General features: G+C 34.9%; 14 protein-coding genes. 8 read left to right on the top strand and 6 right to left on the bottom strand.

Annotated elements, in window-relative coordinates:
* Window positions 1-173 precede the first annotated feature (173 nt).
* From tyrP to nhaC, 3 genes are all read left to right on the top strand, one after another.
* On the top strand, window positions 174-1,580 hold the full coding sequence (gene tyrP, locus JZO69_RS09635; protein WP_207112661.1) for a tyrosine-tyramine antiporter: 1,407 nt from the start codon (window positions 174-176) through the stop codon (window positions 1,578-1,580).
* 63 nt (window positions 1,581-1,643) lie between these two features.
* A complete protein-coding gene (tdc, locus tag JZO69_RS09640; protein WP_207112662.1) occupies window positions 1,644-3,497 on the top strand; it encodes a tyrosine decarboxylase in 1,854 nt (617 codons plus the stop codon).
* Window positions 3,498-3,724: 227 nt separating this feature from the next.
* Window positions 3,725-5,095, top strand: coding sequence for a Na+/H+ antiporter NhaC (gene nhaC / locus JZO69_RS09645; RefSeq protein WP_207112663.1), 1,371 nt, complete (start codon window positions 3,725-3,727; stop codon window positions 5,093-5,095).
* A 60-nt stretch (window positions 5,096-5,155) separates the two neighbouring features.
* On the opposite strand, the gene JZO69_RS09650 is transcribed toward nhaC, so the two are convergent.
* Complete coding sequence (locus JZO69_RS09650; protein WP_242586688.1) at window positions 5,156-5,587, bottom strand: helix-turn-helix domain-containing protein; 432 nt, start codon at window positions 5,585-5,587, stop codon at window positions 5,156-5,158.
* A gap of 119 nt (window positions 5,588-5,706) precedes the next feature.
* On the opposite strand from JZO69_RS09650, the gene JZO69_RS09655 reads away from it, so the two are divergent.
* Together JZO69_RS09655 and JZO69_RS09660 are read left to right on the top strand one after the other, a co-directional pair.
* Complete coding sequence (locus JZO69_RS09655) at window positions 5,707-6,933, top strand: serine/threonine protein kinase (RefSeq protein WP_207112664.1); 1,227 nt, start codon at window positions 5,707-5,709, stop codon at window positions 6,931-6,933.
* A gap of 153 nt (window positions 6,934-7,086) precedes the next feature.
* Window positions 7,087-7,605, top strand: coding sequence for a DUF5067 domain-containing protein (locus tag JZO69_RS09660; protein ID WP_207112665.1), 519 nt, complete (start codon window positions 7,087-7,089; stop codon window positions 7,603-7,605).
* Between the two features lie 352 nt (window positions 7,606-7,957).
* On the opposite strand, the gene JZO69_RS09665 is transcribed toward JZO69_RS09660, so the two are convergent.
* Window positions 7,958-9,001: an AI-2E family transporter gene (locus tag JZO69_RS09665; protein WP_347401584.1), complete on the bottom strand. Its 1,044-nt coding sequence runs from the start codon at window positions 8,999-9,001 to the stop codon at window positions 7,958-7,960.
* A gap of 359 nt (window positions 9,002-9,360) precedes the next feature.
* Here JZO69_RS09665 and JZO69_RS09670 point away from each other — a divergent pair, with 359 nt between their 5' ends.
* On the top strand, window positions 9,361-10,659 hold the full coding sequence (locus JZO69_RS09670) for a Y-family DNA polymerase (RefSeq protein WP_207112667.1): 1,299 nt from the start codon (window positions 9,361-9,363) through the stop codon (window positions 10,657-10,659).
* Window positions 10,656-10,997, top strand: coding sequence for a hypothetical protein (locus JZO69_RS09675; protein WP_207112668.1), 342 nt, complete (start codon window positions 10,656-10,658; stop codon window positions 10,995-10,997). Before JZO69_RS09670 ends, JZO69_RS09675 begins: the two co-directional genes overlap by 4 nt.
* A 158-nt stretch (window positions 10,998-11,155) precedes the next feature.
* Here JZO69_RS09675 and JZO69_RS09680 read toward each other — a convergent pair whose 3' ends face one another.
* A complete protein-coding gene (locus JZO69_RS09680) occupies window positions 11,156-12,370 on the bottom strand; it encodes a YdcF family protein (RefSeq protein WP_207112669.1) in 1,215 nt (404 codons plus the stop codon).
* 251 nt (window positions 12,371-12,621) lie between these two features.
* Window positions 12,622-14,472, bottom strand: coding sequence for a sensor histidine kinase (locus JZO69_RS09685; RefSeq protein ID WP_207112670.1), 1,851 nt, complete (start codon window positions 14,470-14,472; stop codon window positions 12,622-12,624).
* A gap of 111 nt (window positions 14,473-14,583) precedes the next feature.
* Here JZO69_RS09685 and JZO69_RS09690 point away from each other — a divergent pair, with 111 nt between their 5' ends.
* Window positions 14,584-15,315, top strand: a complete 732-nt coding sequence (locus tag JZO69_RS09690; RefSeq protein WP_207112686.1) for a response regulator transcription factor — start codon at window positions 14,584-14,586, stop codon at window positions 15,313-15,315.
* 87 nt (window positions 15,316-15,402) lie between these two features.
* Here the strand turns inward: JZO69_RS09690 and citG are convergent, their stop codons facing one another.
* Together citG and JZO69_RS09700 are read right to left on the bottom strand one after the other, a co-directional pair.
* Window positions 15,403-16,290: a triphosphoribosyl-dephospho-CoA synthase CitG gene (citG, locus tag JZO69_RS09695; RefSeq protein ID WP_207112671.1), complete on the bottom strand. Its 888-nt coding sequence runs from the start codon at window positions 16,288-16,290 to the stop codon at window positions 15,403-15,405.
* A complete protein-coding gene (locus JZO69_RS09700) occupies window positions 16,274-16,978 on the bottom strand; it encodes a GntR family transcriptional regulator (protein WP_207112672.1) in 705 nt (234 codons plus the stop codon). Before JZO69_RS09700 ends, citG begins: the two co-directional genes overlap by 17 nt.
* Window positions 16,979-17,185 lie beyond the last annotated feature (207 nt).

Raw genomic sequence — 17,185 nt, forward strand, 5'->3', positions numbered from 1 at the left:
CTTTAGCGTAGCGCAGTATTGACGCGCTGTATAGAGTGCAAAAATGTTAAATAACAGGCTATTTTTTTAATTCTCCTCTTTTTGACTTAAGGCCTAAAGCTACCTATACTTTGGAAGTGATTTCACATGTGGGAAACAAAAAATAATTTTTAATCAGGAGGTCAAACAGAAACATGAATAAGAAATTATCATTATTTGGATTAATTGGAATTACCATGGCCTTTTTTGGAACGGTTCGTAGTGTTCCAACATTAGCTTCAACAGGATGGGCACAAATCTTCTATATGTTGATCGCAGCTTGCTGCTTTGCTTTACCAATTGCATTGATTTCAGCTGAGCTTTCAACTGGCTGGCCAGAAGAAGGCGGCCCTCAAGTTTGGGTACGTAATGCTTTTGGAGAAAAATGGGGTTTTGTTACTTCATGGTTATTATGGGTACAAATGTTTTTCGGAATGGTAATGGTTGCTTCAACCGTAGGTGTATTACTTGGTTACGTGATCGATCGTCCGGATTTAGGACATAATAATTTATTCATTTTTATCATGATCTTGATTTCTTATTGGGGTATTACATTGCTTAATTTGAAATTTGATATGGTAAAAATCGCTGGCGACTGGGGTGCTGTGATCGGTGTTTATATTCCATTTGTTGCTTTAGTTATTTTAGGCATGATGTACATGGCAAAACATGGAATCAATCAAGCTAGTTACTTAGGTCATTTTGAAGCGAGCAAGTTATTACCTGACTTTAGCGATTTAGGTAGCTTACCAACGTTGACAGGGATCATCTTCATTTTTGCTGGAGTAGAAATTTCATCTGTTCATGCAAACAATATCGATAATCCAAAACGTAATTATCCAATTGCTGTAATTGCTTCTGTTTTACTATTAGTTGTATTTAACTTAGCAGCTGGTTTAAGTGTAGCAGATAGCGTACCGGCTGGAAAAATGGAACTTGCCAATATCACACAACCATTTGTGATCATGACACAAGATCTTGGGATTCCAGCTATTTTCAACAATATTATTTCCTTGATGATTCTAGTTGGGGTATTAGTTCAATTAAGTGCTTGGGTTTTAGGTCCAAGTAAATCAATGATCAAAGTTGCAGAAGAAGGAAACTTGTCACCATTCTTCCAAAAACGTAATGCCAAAGGAATTCCAATTGTGTTTGTTATGATCCAAGCAATTGTTATTTCACTAGTTTCGTTCTTATATGTTGTTGTGCCAGATATTAGTGCAGCATTTTTGATTATTACGATCACAACAACGATTCTTTATTGTGTGGTGTATCTACTGATTTCACTTTCAGCAATCAAGTTGCGCTACAGCATGCCGGATGTGAAGCGTCCATTTAGATTAGGAAGTAAAGGCAATGGTTTGATGTGGTTTGTCTCAATTTTAGCAATCGTTAGTGTGGTTGTTACAATTTTAGTCAGCTTGATTCCGCCAACCTCTGTTCCTCAAAATGGACACGTAGCCTATATTATTTTCCAAGTGGCGGCAACTGTGATTATGATCGGTATTGCATTGATCATTTATAAGAGAAAGAAACCAGAATGGAAGAAAATAGATAAATAACAATAACGATTAAAAATAGAATTTTCAGTATGATCAATTATGAAACTATTGGAGGAAAATATCATGAAAAATTTCAACACTGACGATACAAATTTAAAAGCATTATTTATAGGCGACAAAGGTGAAAACGTAGATTTATTCAAAGAACTATTAAACAAAATGATCGATGAACATGTTGGCTGGAGACAAAACTACATGCCACAAGATTTACCAGTTATTTCACCACAAGATAGAAACTCTAAAAGTTTCCAAGAAACAGCAGACAATATGAGAAGTGTTTTCAATGTGTTATCTTCACGTTTACGTACAGAATCACTTCCATGGCACTCAGCAGGTCGTTTCTGGGGTCATATGAACGCTGAAACATTAATGCCATCAATTATTGCCTATACAACTGCAATGCTTTGGAACGGCAATAACGTGGCTTATGAGTCATCACCAGCAACTTCACAAATGGAAGAAGAAGTCGGACTTGAATTCGCTACATTAATGGGCTATGAAAATGGCTGGGGTCATATTGCAGCAGATGGTTCGATTGCTAACTTAGAAGGTTTATGGTATGCACGTAACATGAAATCATTACCATGGGCTATTCAAGCCGTTGCACCAGAAATGGTTGCAGGAAAATCTGATTGGGAATTACTAAATATGTCTACTTCTGAAGTTTTGGATATTTTAGATCAATTACAAGATAAATTTGATGATATCAAAGCTAACTCAGCTCGTAGTGGTAAAAACTTAGACAAATTAGGTAAATGGATCGTACCACAAACAAAACATTATTCATGGTTAAAAGCCGCTGACATCATCGGTATTGGTTTAGATCAAGTAATTGCTGGTGAAGTAAATAGCGAATACCGTATGGATATTGATAAATTAGAAGTACAAATCCGTGATCTGGCAGCACAAGGAATTCCTACTCTTGGAGTAGTTGGTGTTGTCGGTTCAACAGAAGAAGGACAAGTTGACCGTATCGATCAAATCATTGCTTTACGTGATAAATTAGCTAAAGAAGGCATTTACTTCTATGTACACGTTGATGCAGCTTACGGCGGTTATGGACGTTCAATTTTCTTAGATGAAAATGATCAATTTATCGAATGGGATAAAATTGAAGAAACATATGCTAAACATAACATCTTCCAAGAAAAAAATGATTGGTTGACAAGAGAAGTTTATGAATCATTCAAAGCAATCGAACAAGCTGAATCTGTAACAATCGATCCACACAAAATGGGTTACATCCCTTATTCAGCTGGTGGTGTCGTAATCAAAGATATCCGTATGCGTGACGTGATTTCTTACTTTGCAACGTATGTATTTGAAAAAGGAGCAGATATTCCAGCCTTATTAGGTGCTTATATTCTTGAAGGATCAAAAGCTGGTGCAACGGCTGCCGCTGTTTGGACTGCTCACAAAGTATTGCCATTAAACGTAACTGGTTATGGTAAATTAATGGGCGCAAGTATTGAAGGAGCGTATCATTTCTATCACTTTATCGATGGATTAGAATTTAAAGTTGGCGATAAAACAATCGAAATCCATGCATTAACAAAACCTGATTTTAACATGGTTGACTATGTATTTAACGAAAAAGGCAACACAGATCTTGTGAAAATGAACAAATTAAACCATGATTTCTACGACTATGCATCTTATGCAAAAGGTGGATTATATAACAACGAATTCATTACTTCACATACAGATTTTGCTATCGAAGAATATGGACACAGCCCATTTGAATTTGTGAACAGCTTAGGATTTTCTCGTGCTGAATGGGAACGTGCAGACAAAGTAACGATCTTACGTGCTGCTGGTATGTCACCATATATGAATGATAAAGAAGTATTTGATGAATATGCAGAAAAAATCAAAACAGCGATCCAAGAAAAACTAGAAGCAATCTACGCTGAATAAGAGAAAAGGATGGTCAAGGTAGAAGTATCTAAAAGCTGCGCAAGATATTAAGAACATAAAAATTCCTGATAAGTAACTTTTTATACGACTGTGATTTGACCACTGTGGGTGTGGTAAAGCGTTTATTCAAGCTTTACCGCAGCTGCAGATTTTCTTTAAAAACAAATAAATAGGAAAAGATGAAAGGAGTCTTTCATCGGTTTCTACAAAAATGTGAGGTACAATGTATGAAAAAATATCAAGTGAATTTTAACGAAGCTGTGTTCTTATTAATAACATTATTGTTGATGATCGGTATCAGTATTATTGGTTTTGGTATTCCAGCTCATGTTGCTATATTGATTGCTATTGGTTATTTACTTTTGTTTGCGGTGTATAAAAAGTTTTCTTGGGATTTTATTCATGATGCGTTGGTCGAAGGCATTTCTTCCGGTATTATCCCGATAGTGATTTTCATTTTAATTGGTGCGTTGATCAGTGTTTGGATTGCTGCTGGGACAATTCCAACAATCATGGTTTTAGGTTTTTCTTTCTTATCAGTGAAATATTTTATCCCGACTGTTTTTATTGTGTGCGGAATCGTAGGAGGCGCTGTTGGGAGTTCTTTTACAACCATTTCGACGATCGGGATTGCTTTTTTAGGAATGGGTAGTTTGATTGGCGTTGATCCTGCATTAACAACAGGAGCAATTGTTTCTGGAGCTTTTTTAGGTAACTCGATTTCTCCTTTGTCAGATACAGTGAATTTGGCTGCAGCAATTTCAGAAGTTGATTTATTTGATCATTTGAAAAATACATATAAAACAGCGATTCCAGCTGCTATTCTTTCGTTTGGCTACTTTTTAGTCATGGGACTGCAATATGATGGTGCTTTGGATAATACAAGTATTCACGAAATTGTAAATACGTTAAATAATCATTTTACGATTTCCTTTGTTGAGATGATTCCTCTAGCAATTTTGTTTGTTTGCGCTTGGAAGAAAATCCCGGCAATTCCGACATTGCTACTGAGTATTTGTACATCCTTGATTTTGATGTTTTTTATGAATGGGCACTTTTCATTTATGGAGACGGCAGATATGATTCAAAATGGTTTTGTTTCTCATACAGGTAACACACAAGTGGATGAACTGCTTTCTAGAGGTGGTATTCAAAGTATGATGTGGTCGGTATCCTTGATTATTTTGGCTTTAGCCTTAGGTGGGTTATTAGTGAAAATGGAAATTATCGACTGCTTGTTGCAACGCTTTGAGACAGCAATTAATTCGCGTCAAAAACTGATTTTTATCACAATGATGAGCTCGATTGGAATCAATGTTCTAATCGGTGAACAGTATTTGTCGATCATCTTACCAGGAAAATCATTTATTAATAAATTTAAAGAAAAAGAAGTTCCCCTAACATTGTTGTCTAGAGGATTAAATGATGCTGGTTCGGTTGTGAATCCTCTGATTCCTTGGGGCGTGAGCGGTGTCTTTATCTCAGGAACTTTAGGAATTGCTACAACAAGTTATTTGCCATATGCGGTTTTCTGTTATATCTTACCGCTATTGTCATTTTTAGTTACGATTATTAGTAAAAAACAAGCAAAAAAATAATAAAACAAAAATACAACGCTATTCTTACTGGGATAGGTTGTATTTTTTTATGAATTTCATTTATTCACCGAATGTTTTGAGACCTTCGCTATATAAATAATCATCAATTTCTGGAATAGGTAATTTGTGGGAGATACCATAAATAACTACCGCATCCCAGGGATGTTTCGGATAAAGTTGAGCATAACCTGTTTTTTTCATCAGTTCATTCGTTTCTTCTAAGGTTAGCTCTAAACCAATGCTTAAAGCTATGACTTTCTCTCTGGAAGGATTTCGTTTACCATCGAAGTATTGGTAGCCTGTGGCTTCTGCTATACCAGCTTTTTTTAACACGCTACTTTTTGAAAGCTGTTTATCATTTAACCAATAAGCTAAATAATTTTTCAATGTTTGATCAATGACATATTGACGAGTTTCGGAAAAAATCGTTTGAAAATTATCTGCTTGTTTAAGCGAGTGCAATAGCTTGTCTGTATCTTTTTCTTGCATCATACTTATCCCCTAATTTAAATTATTATATCTATTATACATCGATTTTAACAAAGATAGTCCCTATTACAATACTTTATTTGCTATAATTGAAAAGTAAATGAAATCAATGGAGTGTAATCATGGAAAAGATCAATAGTGAGAAGGCTCTGTTATATAAAGAAATTGAGCCTTTAACGGATAAAATAAATGGACCGATTCTTGTTCGGGAAATTAATACCAAAAAATTTTTTGTAAGAAAATGCTATCCATTATATTTAGAAGAGCATTTAGTCACGCTCAAAAAAATCAAACATGCTCATTTACCACAAATTCAAGATCTTATTGTTCAAGACGGAAAACTATGGTTGTATGAAGAGTTTATTCACGGAAGAACATTGAGCGAAGTGATTCAGACTTCTGAAATTTTAGAAACAGAGCAAATTTTAACTATAGCAATGTCTGTTTTAGAAGCTTTAGGGGCATTGCATAATAAAGGCTTGGTTCATAGAGATATTAAACCGGGAAATATTATGTTGACTAATGATGGTGTTGTAAAGCTAATCGATTTTGATGCGGTTCGGGTTTTTGATGGGGAAAAAGAAAGCGACACTGTTCAGCTAGGGACAGTTGGATTTGCTTCACCTGAACAATTTGGTTTTGCTGAGTCAGATGAACGAAGTGACTTGTATTCTCTGGGTGTTGTAATGAATATTTGTTCAGTAAAAGAGTATCCCAAAAAACAGTTAACAGAAGACCGGACCTTAAGAGCGGTTATTCGAAAAGCAACCAAACTAGAGCCGGCAGAACGTTATCAATCCGCTCTAGAAATGCATTTGGCACTTAGAGAACAACGGTCAAAACAAATAAATGCTAAAAAACAAGCGAAGTCTCGGACTGTTGCTTCAAAAAATAGCCCAATAAGAATGTATACGAATACTAGACCCATTACAACTATTTGGGTGACAAATAAATATATGAGACAGCTTGCTATCACAGGCAGTCATTGGAAAGAAAGGATTGCTAGCTTTTTTAGAAAGTATATTCCAGGTTTTCGAACGGAAACATTGTGGAAGCGAGCGATTGCATTGTCTTGGTATATTCTTTTATTGATCGGGACAATAGGAAATGTATGGGATGAGCCAACAGGAAGTCTGAAAATCCTGAAATTTATCGACTATCTTTTTATGTTTTGGTTGCCGCTCGTCTTATTTACCAATTTTTTAGATTATCAAAGAAAGTTGCCTTTATTCTATTCTGAAAATAAAATTTATCGCTTTATAGGTTATGGATTATTATTTTTATTTTGGTTTTTGATTACGAAAGTTGGTTTAGAGCTTAATTCGTTTATATACAGAAGTTTCAACTAATAAAGTAGACTTGTTCTGTCACGGATGTTTATGATTCGTTTCACAGAATGAGTTTTTTTGTTATCGAATTATGCAAAATGCATAAGATTCTTTTTTGTTTATTAGGTAATATCAAGGTGTATCAACGGACTAAATAACAAAGGAGACAAAAAAATGAACGTGAAGAAAATTGTTTTGATCGGAGTCGGTATTTTAGTAGTAGGTGGTGTTCTAGTAAATCTAGGATCTGATTCTAAAGACGAAGTAAAATCTAAAAAAGAAGCACCGGCAAGTGATGTTGTAAAAAGCCAAGAATCAGAAGCTACACCTGATGTGACTGATGCGGGTGATTTAGGCGATTATCATGTTGTGATCAAGGAAATGACATTTGCGAAAGATTATAATGGAGCAGATGTTGGGGTCATTTCTTATGAATTTACTAATAATAGTGATAAAAATGCAATGTTTTTAACGTCGATTACAACTAAAGCTTTTCAAAATGGCATTGCATTAGATTCAGCAATTATGGGAGAAGAAGGGTATGTAGATTCAATGACTGAAATCCAGCCAGGAGCAACGTTGAATTTAAAAGTACCGTACAAATTAGCAGACATGACAACACCAGTATCTGTTGAAGCAACGAAACTATTCAGCGATAAAGTGAAGCTGACAAAAGAGTTTAACTTGCAGTAAATGAGGAAAATAAAAAAAGGGTGTAAAAGGTGGTTCAGCTAGTTTTTTCTTGGATTAGAAAAGCGCTAGTTTTTAGCTTTAAAGAAAGCAGAGGAATTGAGTAATATTCCTTATATATGGCCGTGTATTAGGTTTGTCGGAACAGGCTGCTGTTAAGACATAGTTATTTGGTCCGAAATCAATTAGTCTTTGCTGTCTGACTGATTTTCCAAATACAAAAATAGCCAAAGCCACAAAAAAATATGAAAAAGCCAAGTTCATCGGCAATTTCCTAAAAACCGCACAATGCGTTGTATGCATTGTGCGGTTTTTTAGTCTAATTGATTAAGTCTAAACGACTTTTGTCACAGCTTTACTTTTTCATTTTGATTGTAGGTAGTTTTTTTAAGGGTTGAATTGGTTTGACTTTTAATATATCTAAAAAGAAAGTGAAAATTGGAATCCCAACGATCAATCCCCAAACACCGAATAATCTTTCACTGATCAATAAAATAACAAAGGTATAAAAAATAGGCAGGTCTGTTTTACTGGACATAAATTTAGGATTCAATACATAAGATTCAAAGAGATGAACAACAATAATCACGACTAAAATATAGATCACATCATTGATCCCACCTTGAGAGTAGGCAATAAAAGTTAATGGAATACAAGAAATAATCACTCCAGCAACTGGAATCAAGCTTAAAATAAAAATCATAATTGCTAGACTCGGTAGCTGATGAAACCCAATCAAAGCCAAACAAATCGTTGTGATCCCTGTATTAACGACAGCAATAAAAAATTGAGCTTCCATGACGACACCAAAGGTATTCACAAACTTATCTGCAAAAAAGTAAATATCTTGAAAGAACCAGTCAAAATCACTCTTTAAAAATAACTTAGAAAACTCAGCCATTTGCTTTTTCTCAATCATAAAGAAGAAACTTAAAATGAATGAAAGAACAAAAGAAAGCCCGAGGGAACCAAGGTCTTGAATATAACGTAAAATCATACTTGCACCATTTTGAATTTGTGTCATCAAGTTTGATTTTTCGATATAGTCATTGATGATCGTTAATAATTGGTTATGATCATCTGTTGGATTTTGATAAAAATGAACAACAGAATTATACATTTGCACAGACTGATGAATCAGCACTGGAACGTATTTTGTAATGGCTAGATAGACAAAGAAAACAATCAAAGAATACGTAACCAAAACTAGTATGAACGTTGGGATTTTAAGAAATTGCTGAACAAATTTCACGAAATGAAGCGCTAAAAAAGTGAAAATAAATGTTAATAAAATCATTGTGATCATACTTCTAGCAAGATATAAAACTAAAATAATAACAGCTAAAACAAAAAAACGTCTTAGGCGTTCATTCTGGAGAAATTTTTGATACAGTGTCACACACATCACTCCTAACAGATAATTGTCTAAGTTTTTTAGGTCAAATTTCAAACTACTTAAAAATAAGTTTGCTTTCTAGAACAAGACTATTTTTCAACCACAAAAATTCTTATGAGATAACTATAATCCTTTTTTCTGTTTTTTGATAGTCAAGTTCTTAGAAATGTTGAAAAAAATGGATTCTGGAAAGCTAGAATAGCTCTTACTACTTTATTAATAGATTTATAGTAATAAATATTAAGAAAAAACATTTATTTTTTTACTTTATCTACTCTGAAAATTTAAAAAGTTGTTCCCCTTTACAAAAAGAACGTACGTTCGTATAATTGGTTATGGAATAGAATAAGGAGAGGATAGCTATGATTTTTGATTATGAAAAAGAACCTAGAAGAGTGCTTTTTTGTATTGACGTAAAATCCTTTTATGCATCAGTCGAATGTGTTGCTAGAGGATATGACCCACTTGAAAAAATGCTGGTTGTGATGAGTCATGCTGAAAATACTGGTGGTCTTGTTCTGGCATCTTCTCCAAAAGCAAAAGAAGTGCTAGGGATCACCAATGTTACACGAAAATATGATGTGCCTAATCATCCAGAATTAATGATCGTGCCGCCTCGGATGAATGAATATATCAAAGAAAATATGAAGATAAATGCAATTTATAAAGAATATGTTGCAGAAGAAGATTTACATATTTATTCTATCGATGAATCTTTTTTAGATGTAACAGCTAGTTGGAGATTGTTCGGACAAACACCCAGAGAATTAGCTAAAGCCATCCAGCAAAGAATCAAAAAAGAGACGGGGCTAGCGATTACGATCGGAATTGGCGATAATCCCTTATTGGCCAAATTAGCAATGGATATCGAAGCGAAACACAATGAAGAGCGGTTAGCTGAGTGGCATTATGAAGATGTTTCTGAAAAAGTCTGGGCAATTGAATCGATGACAGATATGTGGGGAATCGGTCATCGATTAGCCAAACGTTTAAACAATCTAGGAATTCGTTCTGTATATGATCTAGCTCATGCAGATCTAAACAGCCTCAAAAGAAATTTAGGAATCATTGGTGAACAATTATACGCTCATGCACATGGCATCGACCGTAGCCGATTATCTGAAAAATATATACCTGAAGAACGTTCCTATAACAATTCTCAGATATTGATGCGGGATTACCTGAGGCAAGATGAGATCGAAGTTGTGATTAGAGAAATGGCAGAACAAGTGGCAGCGCGCCTTAGAAAAGCACATTGTCAGACGGAATGCGTTCATTTGTCTGTGGGATTTTCCAAAGCGGGTAAGTCGGGTGGATCAGGCTTTTCAAGACAAATGAAGGTGCCATTAACTAATAGCAGCAAGTTATTGATCGAATACTGTTTGACAATTTTTAGGCAGCATTGGCACGGAGAAGAAGTACGACATATTGGAATTACTTATTCCAAATTAAATTACAATACTTATGTACAATTGGATTTATTTCATGAACCAGATGAACAAATGAAGGAACTAAAATTAGACCAGCTAATTGATGAAATTCGCCAGCGTTTTGGCTATGTTTCTTTGGTCCATGCAAGTTCAGTTTCAGCTGGTGGTACAGCAATTTCTAGAGCATCATTAGTTGGCGGACACGCAGGGGGAATGGAGGGCTTACAATGAGTAAAGAACGAGATTATTATTTTGAACAGTATCAAGATCGAAAAATGAAAAAATGGGCAGGCTTTTATTTATCTGAACATACTGCAATTATTGAACAAGAGAAAAAAATACAACCAGCTAAAAAGAAAATACAAATGAGCTGGGCAGAAATCGATGAAGTCTTAGCGCTGGCTTTTCAACGTCAGTCTGAGGTGATTATTCAAAAAGAAGAATTGGATTGTGAAGGGAATTATGGAGCAGATATTATCGGAATGCTTCAAGGACATGATGAGTTAGGGATTTATGTGGATGGACATAAAATTGGCTATGACGAGATTCGCAATGTCCAGTTTCATTAAAGAAAAGAACGTCACCAAAAATTTGGATATATGGTGTGAAAAAGTTAGGATCTTCGACAATTTACTAAAAACCGCACATTGCATAAAACGCAACATGCGGTTTTTAGTTCAATTGCTCGAACCTAAACGGCTTGTGTCACATCCTCGTTGTTTTAATTTTAGTGAGGTGAGACTACAAAGTATTGAATTAATGCTAAGAAGATCATCATCAAAGTGATTAGGCCGCACATGATCAAGTGGCGACGTTTGTGCATCATTACGATTGCAACAAACTCTCTTAAAAACGCATTTGGCAGAAAGTAAAAGGCTGTTTTTGCCCCAATTCCTTCTGCCTTAAGATTGGCCATTTTCGCAAAAAGACCTGCACGAAACAGATGGAAATTATTGGTAGTGAAGATTGCATGAAAGTCTGTTCCACCAAAAGTTGTTTCCATGATTTCTTTAGAAAATTTCATGTTCTCTAAAGTGTTTGTTGAATTTGTTTCAACTAAAATATCTTCTTCTGGAATTCCTTTTTCAAGTGCGTAATTTTTCATTGCAAGAGCTTCAGCGATATGTTCATCATCGCCTTTACCGCCAGACATAAGAATTTTAGGTGGACTTAAGGTAGCTTGGGACTGAGCTTTGTAAAATTGAATCGCTTTTTCAATTCGTTTTCCTAAAAGTGGCGGTACTGTTTTCCCATCAATCAAACCTGAACCTAAAACGATGATGAAATCTTGATTATATTTAGGCTGATTGAATTGATAAATGACTGAAATCGTTAAAAAATTATAGAAAACGATAGAAAAATATAACATAGATACCGGTAAAATCCCAAATAATAAAGAAGCCCACTCTGGTAAAATTTTTGTTGAATAATGATTGAAAATCAGAAAGACCGTTAAACCAATTGCTAAAAGTAACGTCAATAAGTTTGCTAAAGAATGACCTTCTTTACGCATCACAACAATCGCATTCCAATACAAGAAAACAAGTAAAGCATAAAGTCCAATCAATATAAGCAGAAGTACGACAACAAGTGTGATTCCTGCCAAAAAGATCAATAGTGGATTATAGGTTCTAACAAGTAAAGAAGCCAAATAAGTCATACCAACAACTAGAAATAAGTTGAATAATAACCCGTTTACTAACCTACGTTTTTCCTTAAAATAACTGAAAAGAAAAAGTAGCAAAAAGCTTGACGGAATCAAAAAGTAATAAGTGTGAAGTTGGACTTCCAAATAAATAACATAAAAGATAAAACAGAGTGAAAACCAAAGTAATTCATAGAATTTCCAATCTTGAGCTTCTTTTTTTTTGCGCCACTTTGGAATTAAAAATATGCCAACTAGATAAATAATGCCAATAATAATACTAAAATAACTGCCCATAATAGAACTCCTTCAAAAATGATTTCTTTATCAGTATAACGAAAAATGAGAGAAAAAAGTACTATAAAGCCTGATAAATAGGATCTATTTATTACTGGATAAAAATAAACGAGAACGAGGCTGTCATATAACTCTACGAGTCATATACCACTCACGTGGAATCCGGATAAACGGTGGGAGCAGAAGCAATCCTGCTTATTTATCGAGATTAAGCACTTCTATCTCAATCTCACACTCTCATCTTAAGCTGATTATTTTAAAGAACAAACTGGAAAAGTGATGAAAAAACTTGTCCCTTGTCCTTTTTCAGAAACTAATGACAAATGCCATTCGTATTTGGCAACGATCGAGGCAACTGCGAACAAACCAAGACCCGTACCTTCATCTGCAGTTTTTGTGGTAAAGAAGGGTTCAAAAATTTTTTCTTTTAATTCATCAGGAATTCCTGGACCATTATCAGAAATCTCCAATGTCACAAAACCTTCAGCCTGATTCATTCGGTGACTGTCTTTTTTAAGCAAATCTGTTAGTTCTTTTGATGCAGGCGCAACAGTTATTCGAATTTTTTGTTGTTTGTCTGCGTTGTCTTTTGTTGCTTGATAGGCATTAGTGATCAAATTATAGATTAAATTCTGTAAATCGATTTCTTCCAATTTGGTTGTGCCTAAATTTTCTTGGATGGAGAGGGAGAGTTGGACTTTTCTAGGAATAATTTCTCCAATCAAATGTGTTGCCACTCCGATAGCAGCCGAAATATCCATCCATTCTTGAATACTTTTTTGGGTTTTAGAAAAACGTAGTACATTCGATGAGAGCTGTTTTCCTTTTTGGGCAGAATGTAAAATTTCTTCTAAATCTGCTTCTAATACAGGATTATCTGTGTATTCTTCCAGAAGTAACTGTGTATTACCGATAATCGGTGTTAAGAAATTGTTCATATCATGGACGATCGAAGTTGTGAGTAAACCGACTGTTTCCATTTTATTTCGTTGGTAAAGTTCTAATTCTAGTTGATGTTGCATTTTTTGTTGCTTTTGCTTTTCGATCAAGCGGCGATTTTCTTCTTCAATCGTTTCTTTTTTTCTAAAATTATGAATAAATAGCGAACAGATGATAAGCAATAGTAACAGTAAAACTAAAAGGAAAGATAAAACAATGACGAAGTTGATGATATCATCGTTTCGTTCGTTATAATCTGCATTAAGAGCAACAACCCAACGTGCTAAGCCAACATCGATCCATTCAAATGCACTGATTTTTACTACTTCTGAGGGCGTATCTTCATCCCACCAGTAGGATTTATAAGTTAATTTTCCAGAGGAATGGGTTAACTGGTATTTTTCTAATCGTTTTAAATCAGAATAATCAAAATCTGGATAGAGCTTTTCACGGTCGTTGATGATATCTAAGCCTACTTGCTGCTTTACAGGGTGCATAACAACCGTCATCGAGCGATCTTTAATCATAGGATAGCCCTTGTAGTCTAATTCAAAATCTTGTAGAAAATTTTTATAGAAAGCTTCTAAATTTAACGGTAAAATCAAGTAACCATCGATAGCACCAGATGCTGTTCTGATTTCTTGATAAAAATTGATATAGGCTTTTTTATCGATAAAATAAGAATCACCATTTTGAGCGGTTGGCTTGTCAAGTAGTTGTTTTAAGGATAAATCATGGCTAATGAATGGACGAATAGTTTGAGTATCAGCAATTGATACCTGTTTTTTTTCCGAGTCCCAATGAAAGGCGTACAAAGGAGTACCGTCTGGTTCTACATAAAAAAGCGCATTTGCTTCATTGTTAAGCGAGTCAAAAAACGTATTGAGTGAAGAATAGCTGGTTTTTAAATAAGTAGCTGGATCATCACTATTTTTTAAATTCCCGTCTATAGCCAAGTAGTTTAACGCTTGGTGTCGATTTTTCATAGAAAGCTGAATCACTTTCCCCACATACTCTGTTGACTGCAATAAGAAGTCTTGTCCGCTAGCAGTTGTGGTTTTGCGAATGACGGAAAAACCACGGATCGCAAAGAAAACGGATACAACAATAAAAATAATCATTGCAGCGATCATGATGTTCACAATTCTAGTCGTTCGTTTCATTGGTCTAGCTCCTTTTAAAAGTCTGTTCATATCATAACAAGTTCATGTTGAAATTTAAAGATAATTCCGCTATTGTATAGATAATGTATAAAGAATAATGAGGTGTGCATGTTGCGAAACGAAAAAATTTTAGTGGTAGATGATGATCCTGCAATTCGCCGATTGATTTGGAAGTCGCTTCAGTCAACGGGATTGTTGGTGTACCAGAGTGATACGATCGAAAAAACAATAGATATCATGAACCGAGTGACGTTTCAATTGTTTTTATTAGATGTGAGCTTGGAACATGAAAATGACGGCTATCATTTGGCTCAATTAATTCGGGAACGGCAACCTTTGACACCGATTATATTTGTCAGTGGGAAAAAAAGCGAGCAAGATATTATCAGTGGTCTAGAATCAGGGGGAGACGTGTATCTTTCGAAACCATTTGCGCCGAATGTTTTACGAGCACAAGTCATCAGTACCTTGAATCGAACAGAGCAATTGCTCACACTAAGTCAAAAACGTGAAGAAACAATGCTGAGAGAGGGTGTTTTTTCGTTTGATAAAAACCAATATCAATTTAGTAAAAATGGTGAAATTGTAAATATGACCTCTAAAGAAATCATGATGATCTTATTTTTCATGGAGAATCCGTATCAAGTATTTAGCAAAGAACAGATTTATGCTAGTGTCTGGAGTGACGGAGATATGGATAAAAATCTGATCACTGTATATATTAATTATCTAAGAAATAAAATCGAAGATGACCCTAAAAAACCAAAATATTTACAGACAGTTTGGGGGATCGGATATCTATTTAATCCAGAAGGCAAAGAGGCTGGAACGAGTATTGAATAGTGAAGAAGACTATATTTTAAAGGGCTGAGATATAACGTGAAGAGTTATATCTCAGCCCTATTTTTGTATTACTAACTATGTAACACCTCAAAATAGACCTTCCAATCGCCCAAAAAAGAAACTTAATGCTAATAAATCAGCTGATCCGCCAGGACTGAGATTTTTTTCAATTAGTACTTGGTCAAAAAACACTAATTCCTTTTCCAGTCTTTCTTCGGAAAAGTTTGCAGAAAAATCCTGTAATAGCTCAGCTGCTTGCTGTTTGACACTGTGCCAAGCTTGGATGCCGCCGCGTTTGATCAAGTTAGAATCTTCGATCGTAGCCATTAAATGCAACAGTAATAATAAAAAGGTAGTGCGCTGTTCATTTTCGCAGTTTTTTCTTAAAAATGGTAGGGCAGTATTTTTAAGCGCAGGATAGCCTGCTTCTGCTTCACCTCTAATACCAAGGATGCCATGTTTTAAATAAAGCTGCTCGCCATAACTTAACTGGGGTTTTTGAGAGAGATCAGCAAAATCTTTTGCAAGCAAACCATTTGTCATTTGTTTTACATAGTCAAAAACCTCAGAGGTATCTTTTTTTGAAAAGGGGATAACTCGTTTTTTCTCCTGAATGATTTTTCCTGTGGCACTCAATAACAAAGCAAAAGAAAAATTTGCGCCTTTATGAGTATTGATGCCATTGGTTTTGTTTAGCATTGCTGTTTCAGCATGTTGTCCTAATAAACGAACCTTTTTAAACAAGTCAAATGGAGTTCCGTCATGAGCTAAACCCAAAGATACATATTCAGTAAAAAAAGGAGCAAGAGCGGCACTGCTATCAATAAAAGTAAAATAATTCATGTCTACATGTGCGCCGCAACTTACAGGATCGACCAAACCAGGTTTAGGGTAAAGAGCAGCTTCATATAATAAAGCTTGTAAAGCAAATGCACCAATTTCTTGTGGAATGGGTTGTTTATTTAGCTGTTTCATTTAAATGTTTTTCCATTTCTTTAATGATAAATGTTTGCGAATAATCTAGGTGTTCTGTAATCAATAGCTCTAATTGCTCTTCTTCTTGATTCACCATGCATTTATAAATCAGCCAATGTTCATGTAACGCTTTATCTCGGCGATCTTTAGATCGTATAGAAATATCGCGGAAGTAAACTAGGTACTCACGTAATTTCATGACGATTGATTTTAAACGCAACATCTTGCTTTTTTCATAGATCAACTCATTAAAATCGGAAAATTTTTGTAGCACTTGATCGATTTCATTTTGTTCATTCAGCTTTTCGGTTTCTTCTAAAAGTATCTTTAGCTCTTCAAAATCTTCAGAAGACATTTCTTTCATCGCTGTGATTGTTGCTAAGACATCCAGCGATTTTCTAATAGCGTAGATTTCATTTGCATCGTTAAGTGAAATCCCTCTTACGATAATTCCAACTCCTGGTACATGATCAACTAAGCCTTCTTCAACTAGTTTTTGTAAAGCATAGCGAATCGGCGTACGGCTGATATTCATTATCTCAGAAAATTCTTTTTCATTGATTCGTTGTCCCGCTGGAATTTCACCAAGAATGATTGTTTTTCGAAAGGCTTTATAAACAAGTTCCTTTAATGGTTCATTTACGCTTAGATCCAAATTTTTTCCAACTGCTTCTGATACTGTGCTCATCGGATCACTCCTCTGCTAATTAAATAGTAGGAAAAATTACTGAATATTTCTATTGACTATTGCTAAGAATAGGCTAAAAAATATAAGAAAATCTTCTTTTTAAATAGAAGTGAGTGGGATAAAACTCTCTGAGTCACGTCTCACTCACTTAAAATTTGAATAAACGGTGGGAACAGAAGCAACACCTTCGGAAATAAACACTTCCGT

Origin of the sequence: Candidatus Enterococcus ikei, assembly GCF_017316105.1 — a bacterium.
Classification (GTDB): domain Bacteria; phylum Bacillota; class Bacilli; order Lactobacillales; family Enterococcaceae; genus Enterococcus_L; species Enterococcus_L ikei.